The sequence below is a fragment of the Hymenobacter ruricola genome, from assembly GCF_015694525.1.
Classification (GTDB): domain Bacteria; phylum Bacteroidota; class Bacteroidia; order Cytophagales; family Hymenobacteraceae; genus Hymenobacter; species Hymenobacter ruricola.
Genome location: NZ_JADQDM010000004.1, coordinates 302,735 through 321,755 on the forward strand (window position 1 = coordinate 302,735; position 19,021 = coordinate 321,755).

A 19,021-nucleotide genomic window follows, 5' to 3' on the forward strand; every position below is an offset into this window, starting at 1 on the left:
AGGCTTTGAAGGCAAGAATTTAGTTGATGGTCAGGCGCTTGCTGAGGGTGCCGGCGGCCGTTTGCAGGCGCACCGTGTAGATGCCTGGGGCCAGGCCGGGCAGCGTGAGGGGGTGCAGCAGGTCGGCGCTGGCGGGCAGGGGCTGGTGTAGCACGGTTTGGCCCAGGGCATTCAGCAACGACACCTCCACGGCGTGCGTGCTCAGCGCGGCGGGCAGGCTTAGCGAGACGCTGCCGTGGGCCGGGTTAGGGTAGAGGGCCACTTGCTGGCTGAGAGCGGCTGGGGCAGTGGCCAGCACGCGGTTTTGGCTGATGATAAGCGCAAAGCGTCCGGCTGCGGCCGGGCCGGCGGCCAGGTTCACGGTGTAGCCGGTGGGCTGGCTGAGGTCGAACAAAGTGCCGGTGAGTGCGTCGCGCAAGTAGGCATAGCGGCCAGCCGGCAGGTTTAGGAGCTCGGTGGCACGCAGGGTATAGGCGCCGGCTTGCGGGGCCGTCAGGCGCAGGGCCACGGCCACGTCGGCGGTGCCCAGGGCGGGCAGCGCGTTGATGGACAGCAGCTCGGTGGCACTTACTTCGCTGGCCAGCACAGGGGCGTTGCCGGCGGTGAGCTTGTAGGCATCGGCGGCGGGGTCGAAGCCGGCCGTCGCGCCGCTGGCGAAGGTAACGACGGCTTCATCGGCGGGGCCGGTGGCGGCGCGCAGCTCCAGGCGCACCAGCGGGTCGGTGGCGGCGGTGCTGCGCTGGAACACCGGGCTGGCGTAGGTGGTGGCGCGGGCCGAATTGGCGAAGTTGATGGCCCCAGGCGTGGCGGCCGAGGTGGTGCGCACGAAGAAGCCCTGCGCCACCGGCAGCAGGTTGGTGCCGCCGTTGGTGCTGGCGCCGCCGCGCACGTAGCTGGCGTAGGTGCCTGCATAGGGGCCGCTGGAGCGGAAAACGTACACGGCCGCATCGAGGCCGGTGGTGCTCACGGCTTCCCAATCCAGCGGGGCCGGGTAGGGGTTGCCGAGCAGCTGCCAGCCCGATTCCGGCTGCGCGCTGCGCGTGAGGCCGGTGCGGCTGATGCTGCCGTTGTTGAGCGGGCCCACAAAATCCACGAGCTGCGTGCCGCTCAGGTTCACCGAATAGCCCTGGCCGGGATTCAACGCGTCACCGAGAGTTGCGGGCGATTCCCAGCCGTAGTCGAACGCGCTGGTTGTGGGTGCGGCCGACGCGAACAGACGCGAGGAGTTGTAGGCGAATACCGTGGGGAAAGTCGTCACGGTGTTGCCCACCGTGTTGTATTGCGAATTCACTACCGGCGTGAAGGTGCTGGTAGCCAAATCAGCCACCGTGCTGCCGCTCACGGGCGGCGCGTAGTGGCGGTAGCCCAGGCCAGTGTTGGTGGAGGCAATGTAGCGCTGCACGGTGGCGTTGCCCACCACGGCGCCGCTGGTGTTCAGCACCATGGCCGTGCCCGCGGCGTCGGAAAGCAGCGTGAAGGCGCGCCCGTTGGTGGTGAGGTTGCCGGTCAGGCTCAGGAGCTGGCGCACGCCGGCCGGGGCAGCCAGGCTGGCCCCGGCCGCGCCCACGGTCAGGTTCTGGAAGGTCGACGCGCTGCTGCCGCCAATGGTTTGGGCCGCAGTGCCGGCCAGCACGATGGTGCCGTTGCCGCTGCCCGCTAGGGCGCCGCCGTTGTTGGTCAGGTTGCCGGTGAGGGTGAGGGTGCTGCCGGCCGGGGTGGTGAGGGTGGCGCCGCTGCCCGAGAGCGTGACGCTGCGAATGGCCTGCGCGCCGCTCACGCTGGGCTGGTTGGCGGCGTAGCTCGGGAAAAAGGCGTCATCGGTGGCCAGGGGCAGGGCGTAGGCCGAGGCCGATGACACGACGGAGTTGGCCGGGGCGCCGTTGTTGGTTATCCAGTTGCTGGCGGTGCCCCAGGCGCTGCTGGTGTTGCCGGTCCACAGGGGGCCGGTGTAGGCGCCGGCCACGTAGCCGCGCAGCCACACCAGCGCCGCGCGCTCGGTGTTGTCGGCGTTGGCCAGGTTGGCGCCCTGGGCGGTGCGCCAGTGGCCCACGCGGTAGCCCCACACGGTGATGCCGCGCACGGCCGGGTTTTCCCAAAACAGCGGAAACACGCGCTGGTAGTTGGCCAGCTGGTCGGCATCGGCCAGGCCATCGAGGTCAAACTCGGTGATGTAGAGCGGCAAATTGGTAGCGGCCAGCGTGGCCATGTTGGCCTGAATGGACGCCGTGGAAGTAGACGCCAGCGAGAACGAGTGCCCCTGAATGCCAATGGCGTCAATCAGCCCGCGCGCTTTCAGCAGGTTCACAATGGTCACGTACGTGGCCGCCCGCGCCGGCTCGTTTTCCACGCTGTACTCGTTCAGCATCAGCTTGGCGTTGGGGAAATACTGGCGGGCCAGCTGGAAAGAGGTGATGACCCAGTCCCAGCCGGTGGTGCCGCTGCCGCCCAGCGCGTTGAGGTAGCCGCCGCCATCGGGGCCCGAAGCGCCGGTGGGCGGCTGGTGGGTGGGCTCGTTCACCACGTCGATAAAGTCGATGCGCTTACCCGCGAAATGCGCCGCCACGGCCGCGTACCAGTTATTGATTTCCACGAGCTGGTCGGCGGGCGAAAGGCCGGCCATCCAGGTGGGCTGCTGGGTGCCCCAGATGAGGGTGTGGAAGCGAAACGGGCCGCCGGTGGCCACGGCCTGGGCGTAGGCCGCGTCGGCGTCGGCCCAGTTGAACACGCCGCGGGTGCCTTCCACGCTGCCCCACTTGCCGCCGTTTTCGGGCGTCACCGCGTCCCAATAATTGCCGAAAAAGGGCGCCTGCTGCGCGCTGTAGGCGCAGCCCAGGTACTTGGGCTTGCCGGTGGCCAGCGGCGGGCCGGTGGGCGTGAACGTGACCGGCGGCGTGGCCGAGCCCTGCGCGCCCGCATCCAGATTCGCCACCGTGAAATACAGCCCGCTCTGCCCGAACACGAACTTATCGAAGTCCATTCCGTCTTCGCGGGCGCCAATCTGGAAAGTCTGGGTGAGGGCGCCGGCCGGTACGGTGTAAGTGACCAGCGGCGCCCCGCCGAAGCTGTATTTCGAGAAGTTGACCCACTTCCACACGCCGGTGCCGGCCCCGCCGCCGCCGTCCACCACCTGCGTGGCGCCGGTGTAGCCGATGTTGAAGATGTTGTTGCTGCTCACCCAGTCGGCGGGCGTGGTGGGGCTTTTGGCCCCGAAGCCGGCCGGCTCAAAAAAGCTGTCGTCGTTGGCGCCGTTGGCCCCGATGCGGATGCGGGCGTACAAGTCGTAGGTGCCCGGCCCGGGAAACGTGACCGTGTAGCTCAGCACGCGGCCGGCCGTGGCCGGGGCCGTGGCGCCCACCCCGCCGCCCGGCGAGCCCGGGGCCGTGTAGCCCGACACGTCGGTGAGGCTGGTGGCATACGTCACGGCCGGGGTGCCCGCCGTGCGGAAGGCCCAGTCGCCCTGCGCCGCACCGCTGATGGGGGCCCCGGCCGAAGTGCCGGTTTCGGCCTCGAAAGGCACCGGCGCATTCTGGGCCGAGAGGGTGAAGTGGCCGCTGAAAGCGGCCGCGAGCGTGAGAAAAACGCGTTGAAGTTTCTTCATAGGAAGACGGGTTTGGGTGGGATAAGTGGATAAAGAATCAGCCGTGGTAGCTCCTGCAAACCCTGGCCTTGCTTTAAAAATAGCCTCCTTCTCTCCTGAATAAATACCTGTTTTTCTGCTGAATAACTATGTTTTTGAGCGGCAACGATTGTGATAGTTATACAACCGTTTGCGATAGGCGGCACAGGCCAAAATCTTTTTAGGCGTCCGCCGCGTCGTGCGTCGGCACAATGAAAAAGGGCTTCCGCCACGGCGGAAGCCCTTTAAAAAGGTAACTGTTGAAGCTGCTGCGGCCGGACGGCCGGCTTTCCTACTCCACCACCAGCCGGCGGGTGGCGGTTTCAGCTCCGGTCGTCACGCGCAGGGCGTAGAGGCCGGGGGCCAGGCCGCGCAGGTCGAGCTCATGGCGCAGGCCGGCAGCGGGCAGCGGCACGGTTTGCACGAACACCGCCCGGCCCAGCGCGTCGAGCAGGGCGAGGGTGGCGGTGGGGGCGCCGGGCAAGGCGGGCAGCGTGACGGTGGCCGTGGTGTGGGCCGGGTTGGGCGCCAGGGAGAAGCTTAGAGAGCCCTGGGCTGCGGTGGTGGCGAGGAGGGTGGGGTCGGTGAGGGAGGCGAGGTAGGCTACCGACCCGCCGAAGCTACCCGTGACGGCGATGGACCCAAAGGTGGCCGGCGCCACGAAGCTGCCCACCGCATACACGCTGCTGCCAGCCAGGGCCAGGGCGTAGCCAAAATCGGCGCCGGAGCCGCCGCCCGATTGCGTCCAGGCGAAGGCACTGGTGGGGCCCGCGTCCACGAGCTTTGTCACGAACACGTCGCTGTTGCTGGTACTCACCGAGGTGAGCGCGGCGCCGCCGAAGGCGGCCGTGCCCTGGAAATGGCCCACGACGTACACATTGGGCCCGCTCACAGCCAGCCCCACGCCGATATCAACGCCAGGGCCCCCGGCGGCCTGGGCCCAGGTGAACGCTCCCGTGGGCCCGGCATCGGTGATTTTGGCCACGAATACATCGGGCATGGTGGGGCTGGCGGCGGTGACGTTAGTGAGCGTAGTGGCCCCGAAGCCGGCCGTAGGGCTGTCGAAGCGGCCCACGATGTAGAGGCTGCTGCCAGCCCCTGGCACCACCGTAAACGCGTAATCGTTGCTGATGCCCCCGGCCGCCAAGCCCCAGGTGAAGCTGCTGGTGGCGCCTGCGTCGGTGAGCTTGACCACGAACACATCGCCGCTGCCGGCCGAGGCCAGGCCGACGGGGCCGAACGACGCGGTGCCGGTGAAATACCCGGTGAGGTACACGCTGCCGCCGCGCACGGCCACGCCGTAGATGAAGCCGTAGGTGAGGCCGGTGCTGCCGCGCTGGGCCCAGGCAAAGCTCGCGCTGGAGCCCGCGTCGGTGAGCTTGGCCACGAAGGCGTCGGCGGCGCTGCCGGGCGCCGACGTGAGTGTGGTGCCTCCAAAGGCCACCGTGCCCGCGAAATAACCCGTTGCGTACACGCTGCTGCCGCTCACGGCCACGGCGGTGGCCTGGTCGGCGGCGGTGCTGCCTATGGGCTGCACCCACGCCCAGGTGCTGGCGCTGCCCGCGTCGGCGAGCTTGGCCACGAAGGCATCGGAGTTGCCGCCGCCCATCGACGTGAGTGTGGTGCCCCCGAAGCCGGCCGTGCCCGTGAAGTAGCCCGCCACATACACGCTGCTGCCGCTCACGGCGATGCCCGACACACCATCGACGCCGGGGCCACCGGCCCGTTGCACCCACGCTAGGGCGGCGGTGCGGGGGTTCCACTTGGCAATGAACACATCGGTATTGCCCGCGCTGGTGAGCGTGACCGCGCCGAAGGTGGCCGTGCCCGTGAAGTAGCCGGCCATGTACACGTTGCCGGCCGCGTCGGTGGCCGTGGCCTTCACCAGCGAAGAGTAGGTGGCCGCGTTGGTGGGGGCAAAGGCCGTAGCTGCCTGCCAGGCCGGGGCCTGCGCCCGCGCTGCCGGCCCGGCCAGCCACGAAAGAATCAGGAGCAGCGCGGCCACGGGCCCGCGGCGCATCAAGGAGGAAACGTGCTTCATAAAAAAGAGAGTAGCGGCACGCCGATGGTAGAATGCCCGCCTAAAGATAGCCGCACAGCAAAGCCCCGATGCGCGGGCACCGGGGCTTCTGGGGCAGCAAGTTGGGCGGCTACTCTACCACCAGCCGGCGGGTGGCGGTTTCAGCTCCGGCCGTCACGCGCAGGGCGTAGAGGCCGGGGGCCAGGCCGCGCAGGTCGAGGTCGACGCGGGCGTTGGAGGCAGCGGTTTGGGTGCGCACTTGGCGGCCCAGCGCGTCGAGCAGGACGAGAGTGGCCGTGGCGGCGCCGGGCACGGCGGGCAGCTGCACGGTGGCGGCGGTGCGGGCGGGGTTGGGAAAGAGGCCGAAGCTTAGGGAGCCTTTGGCCGCGGGAGTGGCGGTAATGGTGGGGTCGGCGAGGGCGGCCAGGAAAGGTATGGATGTGTTTGTGGGAACGTTGATGGTGAGCGGGGCAAAAATGGCCTGGGGCGAAACCGCGCCGGCCACGTACAGGGCCGGACCGGCAAGCGTCAATGCATACGCCTGGTCTGAGCTCGTGCCGCCGGCGCGCTGGGCCCAGGCAAAGCTGCCGCTGTTGCCGGTATCGACCAAGCGGGTCACGAAGACGTCGGCGCCGCCGTTGCTGCCGTAGTTGGCCAGTGTCGTGCCGCCGTAAGTGGCCGTGGCGCTGCGCGAGTACCCGGCCACGCACACGCCATCGGCCGTGGCCGCTATGCCGTAGGCCCGGTCGTCGTTGGTGCCACCGGCGCGCTGGGCCCAGCCAAAGCTGCCGCTGCTGCCCGCATCGGTGAGTTGGGCCACAAACACGTCGTAATCGCCGGCGCGCGCCAGGGCGGTGGGCCCGAAGCTGGCCGTGTTGCTGTCGAAATAGCCCGCCACGTACACCCGGTTGCCGCGCCCGGCCACGCCCTGGGCCACGTCGTCGCCGGTGCTGCCGCCGGCCCGCTGCACCCACGCAAAGCTGCGGCTGCTACCGGTGTCGAGCAGCTTGCCCACGAACACGTCCTGAAAGCCGGCGCTGGTCAGCGTGAAAGGCCCAAACGTGCTGGTGACGCGGAAACTGCCAGCCACCAGCACATCGGCGCCGGTCACGGCCAGGGCCGTCACCTTGTCGTGGTTGGTGCCGCCCAGGCCCTGGGCCCAGGCAAAGCCCGCCGTGGTCCCCGCATCGGTGATTTTGGCCACAAACCCATCGTCGTAGCCGGCGTTGACGGTGCCGGTGTTCGGCAGGCGCAGGGCATCGAAGCTGGCCGAATTGCTGCTGAAATGCCCGCCCACGTACACGCTTGGGCCATTGGCGGCCAGGGCCAGCGCTTCATCGAAGCCATCGCCGCTGACGGGCAGCGCCCACACAAAGCCCCCGGCCGGCGTGAGCTTCGCCACGAAGGCATCGGCGCCGCCGCTGGCGCTCAGGGTGCTGGGGCCAAAGTTGATGAGCGCGCTCTGGGTGAAACCGGCGATGTAGATGCCCGCGCTGCTCACGGCCACGGCATTCACTTGGTCGTTGGAGGTGCCGCCGGTGCGCACCGCCCACTCGAAGGCCCGGCTGACCGGATTGTACTTGGCCACAAACAAATCATAATTGCCGACGCTGGTGAGCGTGGTGCCGCCAAATGCGACGGTGCCCCGGAAGCTACCGCCGATGTACACATTGCCGGCGGCGTCGGCCGCGCTGCCATAAACCTGCGAAAGGTCGGCGCTGCCGGTGGTGGCCACGGCCAGCTGCCAGGCCGGGGCCTGCGCCCGCGCTGCCGGCCCGGCCAGCCACGAAAGAATCAGGAGCAGCCCGGTTGCGGGCCAGCGGTGCATGTTGCGTAAAAAGTAGACGTGCTTCACTAAGCAAAAAGAAAAGCCCGCCACCAATGGCAAGCCCGGCCCAAAGATAGGCGCAACAAGAAGCCCCGGCGCGCGCGCCGGGGCTTCTCTGGGCAAGGCAAACAAGCCGGCCTACTCCACCACCAGCGGGCGGGTGGCGGTTTCGGCGCCGGCGCGCACGCGCAGGGCGTAGAGGCCGGGGGCCAGGCCGGTGAGGTTCAACTCGTGGCGCCGGCCGGCGGCGGGCAGGGGCACGGTTTCGGTGCGCACTTGCCGGCCCAGCGCGTCGAGCAACGTGAGGGTGGCCGTGGCGGCGCCGGGCACGGCCGGCAAGCTCACGGCGGTGGTGACGCGGGCCGGGTTGGGGAAGAGGCCGAACGCGGTACCGCGCAGGGCCGAGGTAGCGGCCGTGACCAAGCCGGCGTCTGGGAGGGAGGCCAGGAAGCTGGTGACGTATAGCGGCGACAGAAGGCCAGGATTGATAGCTTGACTGCCAAAGCTGGCATCACCCCCGGCGCCGCCACTCACATACACGGAGGTGCCGCTGCTAGAGATGCCGTTGGCAAAGTCGCGGCCGGGGCCGCCGGCTTGCTGGGCCCAGTCGAAGCGGCTGCTGCTGCCCAGGTCGGTGAGGCGGGCCACGAAAATGTCCGCGCTATAAAAGGTGTTGGGCGTGCTGACGTTGCCGAGGGTGCTGCTGCCAAAACCGGCCTGCGGGCTGAGGAAGGTGCCCGCCACGTATAGCTGGTCGCCGCGCACGGTGATGGCCGTGGCCGAGTCGTTGCCGACGCCCCCGGCCCGTTGGGCCCACTCGAAGCGGCCGGCGGGGCCCGCATCCGTGAGCTTGGCCACAAACGCGTCGTACTCGCCGGTGCTCACCAGCGCGGTGCTGCCAAAGGTGGAGGGCGTGTTGGCCGGCATCGCCGAGCTGCTGCCGCTATAGGTTCCAAAAACCCCCGCCAGGTAAATGCTTGAGCCGCTCACGGCCATGTCCATCGGTATCTCGTGGGCCATGCCCCCCGCCTGCTGCACCCAGGTGAAAGTGGCGCTGGTGCCGGCATCCGTTAGTTTCGCCACGTACAAATCGGCGGTATTTCTGCCCAGGGTAGTGTTGGGGTTGGTTAAGGTAGTCGAGCCGAATGTCATACTAGCACTCTCAAAGCGCCCGGTGACGTAAACTGCCGCCCCCTGAACGGCCAGCGCCGTAGGCCAGCTGTTGAATTCTGCCGGGCCTCCGAACTGCCGGGCCCAATTGTAGGCAACCCCCGGGCCGGTGTCGGTAAGACGGCTGACGAAGCTGCCGCCCAGCTGGCCCGCGTTGGTCAGCGTGATGCTGCCGAAGTGCGCCGTGGGGTAGAAAGACCCCGTGGCATACAAGCTGGTGCCAGCCGCCGCCAGCGCCGCTATGCCAAAATCGGTGCGCTCTATCCACGCAAAGTCCGCCCGGTTGCCCATATCAGCAAGCTTGGCAATGAAGCCGCCGTCGGCGAAGGCCGCGGAAACGGGCAGGCCAAACGTGGCATTACCGGTTACGCTCCCGGCGATGTACACATTCGAGCCGCTCACCGCAATGGCCGTGACGAAGTTGTAGCTGCTACCGCCCGCGCGTTGCGCCCACACAAACCCGTTGCTGGCCGGGCTCCACTTGGCCACAAACAGCTCCGGGTTGCCGGCGGCACTCGTGAGGGTGGTGGCGCCAAAGCGGGCGGTTCCCACAAACCGCCCCGTTAGGTAAACATTGCCCGCCGCATCCGTCACGGTGGTGGCCACTTTGTAGTGAGGGCTGTAATCGGCCGGGGCCGCCGACAGCGCCATTTGCCAGGCCGGCGCCTGGGCAAAAGCCGCGGCGTTGGCCAGCAGCAATAACAACAGCAGGCCGGCCAGGTGCCGGCCGCGGGCGAGTGCGGAAAGGTGTTTCATCCCAACGTGCTTTGGAAAGGAAAAAGAAGAGGCCCCGACGCGGAGCATCGGGGCCTCTTGCGGCAAGGATTAAGCCATTAAAGCAACGGAAGCAGCTACCAAATCACGGCCCTATCGGCCGGCTTCCGAATCATCTTGTCGCCCTCCTGGCACCCAAACGCCTGCTGAAACTGCGGCATGTTCATCAGCGGGCCGATGGTGCGGTACTGGCCGGGCGAGTGCGGGTCGGTGGCGATTTGCTGGCGCAGGGCCTCGGGCCGGATGTTCTGGCGGCGCAACTGCGCCCAGCTCAGAAAGTAGCGCTGCTCGGGCGTGAAGCCGTCGAACTTCGGGCGCGGGCCGCTGCCGTAGCGCTGCTGGAGTTGCTTCTGCAGGGCGCCGTACACCACCGTGAGGCCGGCGAAATCGGCCAGGTTTTCGCCCATCGTCAGCTGCCCGTTCACGTGCACCGAGTCCAGGGGCGAAAAAGCGTCGTACTGCCGGCCCACCACGGCGGCGCGCTTCGTAAACTCGGCCGCGTCCTGCGGCGTCCACCAGTCGCGCAGGTTGCCCTCGGCGTCGTACTGCCGGCCCTGGTCGTCGAAGCCGTGGGTCATTTCGTGGCCCATCACCCCGCCAATGGCGCCGTAGTTGATGGCGTCGTCGGCCTTGGGGTCGAAGAAGGGCGGCTGCAGGTAGCCGGCCGGAAACACGATTTCGTTCATCGGCGGGTTGTAGTAGGCGTTGATGGTGGGCGGCGTCATGCCCCACTCGTTGCGGTCGATGGGCTGGCCCAGGTGGGCGGCCTCGCGGCGGCGCTCCCACTGCCGCGCCGCCAGCACGTTCCTCAGGTAGCTTTCGCGGGTGATTTTCAGGGTCGAATAATCTTTCCACACGTCGGGGTAGCCGATTTTCACGCGCAGGGCGTTCAGCTTTTTCAGGGCCTCGGCCTTGGTGGGCGCGCTCATCCAGGTGTTGGTCTGGATGTGCTCGGCCATGCTGGCCTTGATGTTGTTCACCATTTCCAGGGCCTTGGCCTTGGCCGCGGGCGGGAAGGCCTGGTCCACGTACAACTGCCCGAAGGCCTCGCCCAGGGTCTGGTCGGTCACGGCTTGCATGCGTTTCCAGCGGGTGGCCTGCTGCTTGGCGCCGGTCAGGGCCTGGTTGTAGCGGAAGGCGGCCTCGGCGTAGGGCGTGGGCAGGGCCGCGGCGGAGCTGCGCAGCAAGTGCCAGCGCAGGTAGGCCTTGAGGTCGGGCACGCTCTCGGTCTTCAGCACGGCGTTCACCTCGTCGAAAAACGCCGGCTGGCCGATGATGATTTCCTGCGCTTTGCCCATCTGCAAGCCCGCCAGCAGGCCCTTGGGGTCGAGCGTCGGGTAGCGCTTCTGGGCGGCGGCCACGGTCAGCTTGTTGTAGTTGGCCTGCGGGTCGCGCAACTCCACGGGCGTGCGCGAGGCCTTGGCCAGCCGCGTTTCGATGCGCTCCACGGTGGCCGCGTCGAGCTGGGCCACCACCGGGGCGGCACCCTGCAGCTCAAACAGCTGCTTCACGTAGGTGCGATAGGCCGTTTTCACCTTCTCGGTGCGCGCGTCGGTCTTGAAGTAGAACTCCCGGTTGGGCAGCGTGAGGCCGCCCTGGTTCATCTGCACGGCGTACTGCGACGTGTTTTTCTCGTCCACGTCCACCCCAATGCGGAAAAACACGCCCAGGCCCAACTCCTGCAAGTGAATGATTTCGGCGCGCAGGGTGGCCGCGTCGCGCACGGCGGCCACGCGGTCCAGCTCCGGCTTCAGCGGCGCCAGGCCGGCCCGGTCGATGGCCGCCGTGTCCATGGCCGCGGCGTAGAAGTCGCCCACTTTCTGCAGGTTCGAGCCGGGCGTGGCGTTGCGGTTGGCCGCCGCGTCTTCCAGAATTTTGCGCAGCAAGTCCTGCGTGCGGTTGCCGAGCAGGTTGCGCGGCCCCCAGCTGCTGGCGTAGCTCGGCACGGGGTTACTCCGCAGCCAGTTGCCGCCCGAAAACTGAAAGAAGTCGTCGCAGGGATTCACCGAGCGGTCAATATCAGCCATGTCCAGCCCCACGCCTTTCGGGTCGTTGGGCGCGGAGGACGCGGCCACCACGGGCGCCGCGGTGGGAGTGGTGGTGGCCACAGCGGCGGGCTTGGTGCCGGCGCAACTGGCCAGTGCCAGGGCCGCCGCCAGCCAGGGGCGGGAGGAGAAGTTGTTCATAAAAACGAAGCGTTGCGTTCACACAAAAGAGCAACAAAGAAGCCACGCGGCCGCGCAAGCTGCATCCGGGGAACAAAAAAGCCGCTTCCGAAATTGGCAGCGGCTTTTTTGTTCTCTGGATGCAACTTGGTACGGCGGCGCAACGCATGGCGCTGCTGCTTTACAGCTTTACCGCATTCCCTTTGTCGTCGAAGTAGGCATAGTGCGGCCGGCGGCCTTCGGCCAAATGCACCTTGTACGTCACCCCCAAGCCCGTGGGCGGGTGGTTCAGCTTGGTGACTTCGATAATGCGCGAGTTGGGGTAGTTTTTAGTGATAAAGGCCAACGCCGCGGGCGTGAGCACGTTCACTTCGGCCTCCGTTTCGGTGTCTGCCGCCTCTACCCGCGCGTTGAAAGCCTTCACATCGGCGCGGTTCTGGTTCTGCTTCGTGGTGATGGCCATCACGTATTCGTCCTGCGGGTTGCCGGAGAATTTTCGGGCGTTATCGCCTTTCAGTGGCGTGATAAATGCCACGTTGTCCGCGCCCAGTTTAATTACCTCCGCCACGGTGCTCACCTTGCCGTCGATGTAGTGCGTGACGGGCTCAGGCCGGGTATCTGGCAGGGTGGGCGCGGCCGTTTTGCGTTGGGACGAGGCGGCCGGGCGGGCGCCCTGGGCCCGGGCCCCGGAGTAGCCCAACGCCAGGGCCAGCACCAGCGGCCCGGCCACGAAATAGCGGGCCAGCTGTCCGGTCGAAGAATGCGGTTGGTTCATCATGGCAACACGGTTTTTGAGGGTGAGAAAAGTGAAATGCGATACTAAAGCCGGCCCCGCCGCGCCCTGGCTCAGGCGCAGCAGGCTGTATTGGTAGGCGCGCCGGTCGAGGCCGGCGGCGAGCACGGCGTGGTCGGCCAGGTATTCGAGGTTGTCGAGCAGGGCGCGGCGCAGCAGCCAGGCCGCCGGGTTGCACCACGCCGCCGCCTGCGCCACCTGGGCCAGCAGCACGTCCAGGGTGTGCCACTGGCGCACGTGCACCTGCTCGTGGCGCAGCACGGCCGCCAGCTCGGCCGCCGGGTGCCGGGCCGGGTTCAGGTAAATGGTCGAGCCGAAGGAAAACGGGCTCACCTCGCCCGGCAGCGCCCGCACCGGCACCCCGCCCACCACGGCCGGCCGCGAGGTGCGCCGCAGCCGCCCCAGCGACAGCAGCTGCACCAGCAGCCGCAGCAGCCCCACCGCGGCCCCCGCCGCGTACACGGCCAGCACCACCGCGCTCCAGTCGATGGGCGTTTCGGCCGGGGCTGCTACGGCGGTCGGACCTGCCTGCGGCGTCCCGGCCCCGGCCGTAGTTTGCGGCAGCAGCACCGCCACCGCGGTGGCCACGGCCGGCGCCTCCAGCGGTGGCAGCAGCGCCGGCACCGGCAGCGCCGGGTACACCGCCGAAAACAGCAGCGCAAACACCAGATAAACCCGATTCAGCGTGAAAAATGTGAGCCGGCGCAGCAGCCCGAAATACGCCAGCGCAAACAGCAGCAGCGCGCCGTTGGCCTTTAGCAGATACAGCAACGTGGGCGAGAGCGGCATGGCTATTCGGGCTTTTTGCTTTCGATGAGCTTAATAATCTCTTGCAAATCCTCCGCGCTGACCTTGTTTTCCTGCGCGAAAAACGACACCAACTCCTTATAGGAATTCTGGAAGTGCTGCTTCACCAGCGTGCCCAGGGAGCGGCGCTGGTAGTCGTCGGCCGTCACCACGGGCACGAAGCGGTAAGAGTTGCCCAGCTTTTCGGCGCGCACGTAGCCCTTGCGCTCCAAATTGCGCAGGGTGCTGGCCAGCGTCGTGTAGGGCGGCCGCGGTTCGGGCAACTGGTCGAGCACGTCTTTCACAAAGCCGCCACCGGGCAGCGGCCACAGCACGCGCAGGGCGTCTTCTTCGGGTTGGGTAAGGCGTTCCATAGTTTGGTTATACGATGATGTCGTAAATCTACGAATTTTTCGTAATTCCCAAACGGGCTGGGTAGAAAATTGTTGTGGTAGAAACAAAAAAGCCTCTCCACGAACTGGAAAGGCTTTAATTGCTGAAAAAATAGCCGCCGCACCCCAGGCCGAAGCTGCCGCGGCGGCTAATGCACCTTGTCTGTCTGCTGAATCTGGAGCCAGCGAATGGCCGCGCCTTCGTCGCCGAAAAAGGACGTGGCGAAGGGCTTGCCGTCGTAGGCCTCGGCGGGCACGTAGCCGGGCTGTTTCACGATGGACTCGTGCAGCGCCGGGCCCACCAGGTAGGCGATGTAGAGCCGCCCGCCCAGCCGCTGCGCCATGTCGGGGAAAAACTTGGTGAGCAGCCATTCCGTCGTCGACGGGTCGTTCACGGTGCGGCGGCGAATGTCCTGCAGCCAGAAACGGGCATTTTTGGCCAGCGCTTGGTCGGTCATTTGCTGGTACACGGCCGGCAGCTCGCGCGGGTCGGGCTGGTAGCCCCAGCGCCCCACCAAGATGTCGAGGTCGTCGCGGTACAGAAATTCGATAAGTGGCGTGGGTATTTCCGAGGTCATAGGCAATAAAAGGCAGCGGTTGGCAAAGTACGCAAGCGGCCCTTATTTGGCTCGAACTAGCGACTAATGAGCCGGCATGGCCTCGGAGGCAGGCCGTGGAGCCTCCACTGGCGGGTGCCGGCGCAGGGAACGCGCCGCCAGCAGCGCACTGGCCAGCGCCAGCAGCGCCCCCAGCAAAAACGGCGCCCCCGGAAAGTGCACCGGCCCGCCTTCCTTGGTGAAAAACCGGAACAGGCCGGTCATCAGCAGCGGGCCCACCACGCCGGTGGCGCTCATCAGGCTGGTGAGGGCGCCCTGCAGCTCGCCCTGCTCGTTGGCCGGCACCTGGCCCGACACGGCGCTTTGCAGCGCCGGCCCCGCGATGCCGCCCAGGCAGTAGGGCGCCAGAAACGCCAGCATCAGCCAGCCGCTGGGGGCGAAGGCAAACAGCACCAGGCCCAGCGTGTAGCACAGCAGGCCCGCCGTAATGGCCCGGGCCACGCCCAGCTTCGGGATGGCCACGCGCACCAGCCCGCCCTGCACCAGCCCCGAAAACAAGCCCACCACGCCCAGCGAGATGCCCACCATGCGCTCGGTCCAGCCAAACTTCAGCTCCGTGTAAAATGTCCACACCGACTGCACCGACGAGCCCGCCAGGTAAATCAGCAGCAGCGAGGCCACCAGGCCCAGCATGGCCGGGTAGCGCCCCAGCCGCAGCAGCGAGGCCAGCGGGTTGGCCCGCGCCCACTCAAACGGCCGCCGCTTTTCCGGCGCCAGCGACTCGGGCAGCACCAGCAGGCCGTACAGGAAGTTGCACAAACTCAGGCCCGCCGCCACCATAAACGGCACCCGCGAGCCGTAGTCGGCCAGCAGCCCGCCCAGCGCCGGCCCGATGATGAACCCGATGCCAAACGCCGCGCCCACCATGCCGAAGTTCTGGGCCCGGTTTTCGGGCGTGCTGATGTCGGCGATGTAGGCCGTGGCCGTGGTGAAGCTGGCCCCGGTCATGCCCGCAATCACGCGGCCCACAAACAGCCAGGCCAGGGTGGGGGCAAAGCTCAAGAAAATGTAGTCGAGCCCCAGGCCCAGCAGCGCGGCCAGCAGCACCGGCCGCCGCCCCAGCTTGTCGCTGAGCCCGCCCATCACCGGCGCAAAGCAAAACTGGGCCCCGGCGTAGGCAAACGTGAGCCAGCCCGAATACACCGCCGCCTGGCTCAGCCCCTCGCCCGTGAGCTGCCGGATGAGCGTGGGCACCACCGGAATGATGATGCCGAGCCCGCTGACGTCAATCAGCAGCGTGACGAAAATGAACCCCAGGGCAGGCGAGCGTTGCGACGGCATAACACAAATTGCTAAATACGCTAGCAAAGATGGGGGATTATGCTGATATCTGCTTGCTTTAGTACGTCGGCCGTACCGGTTTGGCCAGGCCGTATGCTACGGTATTTGGGAGCGGGCGCTATCCATTTGTCGGCCGTTGGCGTATGAGGCGCACGGCCGTGCAGTCGGCTTTTTCTTTCGACCTTCTTCACTTGAACTCCTAGCCATGAATCAGAAACGCACCTTTGGCAGCATCCTCACCGTTTTGGGCATCGTGGGCATCATCATCGGCGCCCTGGCTTTCCTGGGCGTCGGCGGCATCGGCCTCAGCAAGATGAACTCCGTCGTGCCCTTCATCGTGGGCCTCATCTTCTTTTTTGCCGGCATCAACCTGGTAAAAGCCACCGGCGACCGGGCCTGACGCGCCTCGCGCCTAAAAATTACTCATTAGTAGCGAAGGGGTTACCCGGCAGCAGCAAGTTTTTGCCAGCGAATGGTTGCCTGCTTTCTAAAACTCCCGTACTTTTGCAGAACCAAACAGTGCGGGGTGGAGCAGTTGGTAGCTCGTTGGGCTCATAACCCAAAGGTCACTGGTTCGAGTCCAGTCCCCGCTACCTAGTAAAAAGGCCGTTTTCCAAAGGGAAAACGGCCTTTTTCTTTCCAGGGGTACGGGTGGGGTACACGCCTTGATTGTGGCGGGTTGATTGGGGGCTTCGGCTGCGCATACGCCAGATGAGCGGGACGTTGTGTCTTTTGACCGATTGCGCATTTGAGCGCAGTGCTGCTGGCAGCACGCGGCGTGGAGGCTGTCCCTTTTCCGCCAGATAGGGTGGCTTCCGCCGCTCTGGCCCACCCTACCCGCCTGGCCCAGTTGGGCGCTTTCAAAATACAGGCAGGGTCCATAGGAAACCCCCATGGCTCACTTTTCTTGGAAATAGGACGAGGCGCCACGCGACGCAGCAGATGCCCGCGGGGACGCCCACAACGAAGGGGCTAGTAGCAATGCCAGTCCGAGGTCTTCAGTCGTCGAAGAAGCTCCATTAAACCCGGGTACCGCGATTGCCTGCGGCGAAGCCAGCCGCACGCGTTGTTGGCGGGTGCCCTCGGCTTAGTGCTCTGGTCCAGCTTTGCCGCCTTTTCCGCCGAAAGCTTGTGGTAGCCCTTGCTACAGGCGTTGTCGGGCAGTAGACATTCAGGAAAACGGTCCGAACCACTTGAAGAGGGTTCCTACTACTCTGGGGGAGGGAAATGTGCGCGCCGGGAATACGTAATGATGCTGGTGAGCGTGGTGGTGTCGGACGAAGGGATTACCTGCCGAACCACCAAGCGCGTGCGTGTCAGCGAGTTAATGGCCACGTCGCCGCTGTTGCCGGGGATGCGCAGCGCGCCCGGCCCGTGCCCTTCCCCTAGGCGGAACCCGGCCCGCGTGCGCGTATAGCGGGCCCACACCTGCACGCGCCTGCCGTGGTAATGGCGCACTTCGGTGGGGGTAAACGCGCATACTACCTGCCCGGCGCGGTATACGTCCGTTCGGGCAAACACGCGCCGCCCCAAGGCGTTGGTTTCCAGGCTCACGCAGCGTTCTCCCTCCCACACGCCCTGCAAAGGCCAGGTGTCGGTCGCTGGGTCAGCCGTCGGCGTGCAGGCACTGCAGCTCGTTAGCAGTACAAACCAGGCAGAGTAGATTCTCGTCATTCCACAAGCTAAGGCCGTTCAGCCAAACGGTCAATCCGGCAAAAGGAGGGATTAGTGGTCTAGCCATTGCTTAAAAGCCGGCGCGCGCCCGGCGCTCACGACCAAGGACTCCTCTGCCACCGGCGGCGCCACCTGCAGCACCAGCCGGCCCTTGAAATACGGCCGGATTTCCTGCACCGCGCCAATGCTCAGGATGAATTGCCGGTTGATGCGAAAGAAATTCTGGGCATCTAACTGGCCTTCGAGCTGGTCGAGCGTGTCGGCAATGATGTGCCGCTTGCCTTGGTGGGTGACGAGGAACACCACACCCTCTTCGGCCAGAAAATACGCTACGTCGTCCACCAGCACGGCTTTCAGGGCCAGCCCGGATTTTACGAGGAAGCGCGAGCGGGGCGTGGTGCGCACCAGGCGTTGCACGTTCGCGACGGCGGCCGACAGCGTAGCGGGGTGCCGGGTTTCGTACTTCTGCAGGGCCCGTTCCACCTCCGCGGCTTGCAAGGGTTTGAGCAGGTAGTCCACGCTGTTTACCTGAAAGGCCTGGATGGCGTACGTGTCGTAAGCAGTAGTGAAAATGACCGGCACGTCCACCATCACCTGCCGGAAGATGTCGAAGCTGTTGCCGTCCGAGAGGTGGATGTCGCAGAAGAGCAGGTCGGGGGCCGGCTGTTCGCGCAGCCACTCCACCGCTTCTTCCACCGAGCCCAGCGACGCCAGGATGCGCGCCGCAGGCCGCAGGCGGGTGAGCAAGGCGGCCAGTGCCTGGGCAGCCAACGGCTCGTCTTCGATGAGTACGACGTTCATGCGGCGGGGGCGGTTAGGAGCGGGAGGCGGACGACGAAGGACGCCGCCGTGGGCACAATTTCCACGGGGCGGTCGGTGAGGTAGTGGTAGCGGCGTTGGATGTTCTGCAAGCCTAGTTGGGTGGACGCCACGGCGTCGGTGCGGGGCTGCCGGTTGTTCTCCACCACCAGCAAGCCATCAGCGGCCGTTATTTTGATGCGCAGGGGCTTGCGGGCGGTGGAGCCGTTGTGCTTGATGGCATTTTCCAGCAGCATCTGCACGGCGGTGGGCGGCACCAGGGCCTGCTCCCAGGCCGGAGCCACGTCCCATTCCACGCGCAGGGCCTCGCCGAAGCGGGTTTCCATCAAACTGGCGTAGGCGCGCACCAGCGCCATTTCGCGGTGCAGCGGCACCAACGGTTGCGCCCCGGTATCGAGCAGGGCGCGGTAGACGTCCGACAGCTGCCCAAGGAATTGCACGGCCCGGTCCGGGTCGAGGTGAATCAGCGAGCCGAGCACGTTGAGGCTATTGAACAGGAAATGGGGGTCGACTTGGTTTTTCAGCGCTTCGAGCTGCGCCTGAAAGGTCTCTTTTTGCAGCTGTGCCACCCGATACAGCTCCTGCTCCAGGTTTTTGCGGACGTGTTCGCGCTCCACAAAGTAGTAGAAGAACAAAGACAGCACCGCGCTGATGGCCAGCGAAAAACGCAGCGTCCGGGGCGATATTTCCGCAGTGGGCACCAGGAAGTGCTGCGGAAGGGTGAAGAACCCCAACCAGAAAGCCACGCTGACCAGCACCACGCTCTGCCCTTCCAACAGGGCCTTGGCCGAAGCGGGCAGCGTGGTCAGGCGGTCGGGACCGAAGAGACGGGCAATGGGCACGTGAACCCAAAAGGTGGCCAGCAGAAAGGCAAACAGCAGCAGCAGCAGCTTGTAGCTGGCCAGCGCCCCCACCCACAAGGTGCCATACTGGATGAACACCGCCATGTGGAAGACCGCAGTGGCGGCCAGCACCGCCAAGGCTATTTTTCGAATCATGGGGTCGGGTTGAGGCGACGACTTGCGCCAGGGCGAGGGTCGCGGAAAGAAGAAAGTGGAGGCAATGGCCCTATTCGGGGCCTTGGGG

The 19,021-nt window shown here is 66.3% G+C and carries 13 protein-coding genes and 1 tRNA gene; 2 read left to right on the forward strand and 12 right to left on the reverse strand.

Annotation, left to right across the window (positions count from 1 at the left end):
* Positions 1-19 precede the first annotated feature (19 nt).
* The 9 genes from I2H31_RS11285 to I2H31_RS11325 form a co-directional block, all read right to left on the reverse strand.
* Positions 20-3,598 carry an endo-1,4-beta-xylanase gene (locus tag I2H31_RS11285; protein WP_196293133.1) on the reverse strand — a complete coding sequence of 1,193 codons (3,579 nt, stop codon included), beginning with the start codon at positions 3,596-3,598 and terminating at the stop codon, positions 20-22.
* A 310-nt stretch (positions 3,599-3,908) separates the two neighbouring features.
* The gene (locus I2H31_RS11290; RefSeq protein WP_196293134.1) at positions 3,909-5,657 is read right to left on the reverse strand and encodes a T9SS type A sorting domain-containing protein; all 1,749 of its coding nucleotides are present in this window, start codon (positions 5,655-5,657) and stop codon (positions 3,909-3,911) included.
* Positions 5,658-5,766: 109 nt separating this feature from the next.
* On the reverse strand, positions 5,767-7,491 hold the full coding sequence (locus tag I2H31_RS25480) for a T9SS type A sorting domain-containing protein (RefSeq protein ID WP_196293135.1): 1,725 nt from the start codon (positions 7,489-7,491) through the stop codon (positions 5,767-5,769).
* Positions 7,492-7,602: 111 nt separating this feature from the next.
* A complete protein-coding gene (locus I2H31_RS11300) occupies positions 7,603-9,390 on the reverse strand; it encodes a T9SS type A sorting domain-containing protein (RefSeq protein WP_196293136.1) in 1,788 nt (595 codons plus the stop codon).
* Between the two features lie 95 nt (positions 9,391-9,485).
* Positions 9,486-11,594 carry a M13 family metallopeptidase gene (locus I2H31_RS11305; RefSeq protein ID WP_196293137.1) on the reverse strand — a complete coding sequence of 703 codons (2,109 nt, stop codon included), beginning with the start codon at positions 11,592-11,594 and terminating at the stop codon, positions 9,486-9,488.
* Positions 11,595-11,754: 160 nt separating this feature from the next.
* Positions 11,755-13,155: a M56 family metallopeptidase gene (locus tag I2H31_RS11310; protein ID WP_196293138.1), complete on the reverse strand. Its 1,401-nt coding sequence runs from the start codon at positions 13,153-13,155 to the stop codon at positions 11,755-11,757.
* Positions 13,156-13,157: 2 nt separating this feature from the next.
* Complete coding sequence (locus I2H31_RS11315) at positions 13,158-13,526, reverse strand: BlaI/MecI/CopY family transcriptional regulator (protein ID WP_196293139.1); 369 nt, start codon at positions 13,524-13,526, stop codon at positions 13,158-13,160.
* Between the two features lie 167 nt (positions 13,527-13,693).
* Positions 13,694-14,122, reverse strand: a complete 429-nt coding sequence (locus I2H31_RS11320; RefSeq protein WP_196293140.1) for a hypothetical protein — start codon at positions 14,120-14,122, stop codon at positions 13,694-13,696.
* A 63-nt stretch (positions 14,123-14,185) separates the two neighbouring features.
* On the reverse strand, positions 14,186-15,442 hold the full coding sequence (locus tag I2H31_RS11325; RefSeq protein ID WP_196293141.1) for a TCR/Tet family MFS transporter: 1,257 nt from the start codon (positions 15,440-15,442) through the stop codon (positions 14,186-14,188).
* Positions 15,443-15,647: 205 nt separating this feature from the next.
* Between I2H31_RS11325 and I2H31_RS11330 the strand changes: the two genes are divergently transcribed.
* Positions 15,648-15,842 (forward strand): hypothetical protein, encoded by a 195-nt coding sequence (locus I2H31_RS11330; protein ID WP_196293142.1) that lies wholly within the window; start codon positions 15,648-15,650, stop codon positions 15,840-15,842.
* A gap of 120 nt (positions 15,843-15,962) precedes the next feature.
* Positions 15,963-16,035, forward strand: a tRNA-Met gene (locus I2H31_RS11335).
* Between the two features lie 616 nt (positions 16,036-16,651).
* Here I2H31_RS11335 and I2H31_RS11340 read toward each other — a convergent pair.
* Genes I2H31_RS11340 through I2H31_RS11350 form a run of 3 tightly spaced genes read right to left on the reverse strand, consistent with a single transcriptional unit; the run spans position 16,652 to position 18,933 of the window.
* Positions 16,652-17,116 carry a hypothetical protein gene (locus I2H31_RS11340; RefSeq protein WP_196293143.1) on the reverse strand — a complete coding sequence of 155 codons (465 nt, stop codon included), beginning with the start codon at positions 17,114-17,116 and terminating at the stop codon, positions 16,652-16,654.
* A 51-nt stretch (positions 17,117-17,167) separates the two neighbouring features.
* Positions 17,168-17,917, reverse strand: coding sequence for a LytR/AlgR family response regulator transcription factor (locus tag I2H31_RS11345; protein ID WP_196293144.1), 750 nt, complete (start codon positions 17,915-17,917; stop codon positions 17,168-17,170).
* Positions 17,914-18,933 carry a sensor histidine kinase gene (locus I2H31_RS11350; RefSeq protein ID WP_196293145.1) on the reverse strand — a complete coding sequence of 340 codons (1,020 nt, stop codon included), beginning with the start codon at positions 18,931-18,933 and terminating at the stop codon, positions 17,914-17,916. Before I2H31_RS11350 ends, I2H31_RS11345 begins: the two co-directional genes overlap by 4 nt.
* Positions 18,934-19,021 lie beyond the last annotated feature (88 nt).

What these genes read in the sequence shown, in the direction of transcription:
- I2H31_RS11285 (WP_196293133.1), bottom strand. Translation starts at nt 3,598, where the DNA reads ATGAAGAAACTTCAACGCGTTTTTCTCACGCTCGCGGCCGCTTTCAGC.
- I2H31_RS11290 (WP_196293134.1), bottom strand. Translation starts at nt 5,657, where the DNA reads ATGAAGCACGTTTCCTCCTTGATGCGCCGCGGGCCCGTGGCCGCGCTG.
- I2H31_RS11300 (WP_196293136.1), bottom strand. Translation starts at nt 9,390, where the DNA reads ATGAAACACCTTTCCGCACTCGCCCGCGGCCGGCACCTGGCCGGCCTG.
- I2H31_RS11305 (WP_196293137.1), bottom strand. Translation starts at nt 11,594, where the DNA reads ATGAACAACTTCTCCTCCCGCCCCTGGCTGGCGGCGGCCCTGGCACTG.
- I2H31_RS11310 (WP_196293138.1), bottom strand. Translation starts at nt 13,155, where the DNA reads ATGCCGCTCTCGCCCACGTTGCTGTATCTGCTAAAGGCCAACGGCGCG.
- I2H31_RS11315 (WP_196293139.1), bottom strand. Translation starts at nt 13,526, where the DNA reads ATGGAACGCCTTACCCAACCCGAAGAAGACGCCCTGCGCGTGCTGTGG.
- I2H31_RS11320 (WP_196293140.1), bottom strand. Translation starts at nt 14,122, where the DNA reads ATGACCTCGGAAATACCCACGCCACTTATCGAATTTCTGTACCGCGAC.
- I2H31_RS11325 (WP_196293141.1), bottom strand. Translation starts at nt 15,442, where the DNA reads ATGCCGTCGCAACGCTCGCCTGCCCTGGGGTTCATTTTCGTCACGCTG.
- I2H31_RS11330 (WP_196293142.1), top strand. Translation starts at nt 15,648, where the DNA reads ATGAATCAGAAACGCACCTTTGGCAGCATCCTCACCGTTTTGGGCATC.
- I2H31_RS11340 (WP_196293143.1), bottom strand. Translation starts at nt 17,116, where the DNA reads ATGACGAGAATCTACTCTGCCTGGTTTGTACTGCTAACGAGCTGCAGT.
- I2H31_RS11345 (WP_196293144.1), bottom strand. Translation starts at nt 17,917, where the DNA reads ATGAACGTCGTACTCATCGAAGACGAGCCGTTGGCTGCCCAGGCACTG.
- I2H31_RS11350 (WP_196293145.1), bottom strand. Translation starts at nt 18,933, where the DNA reads ATGATTCGAAAAATAGCCTTGGCGGTGCTGGCCGCCACTGCGGTCTTC.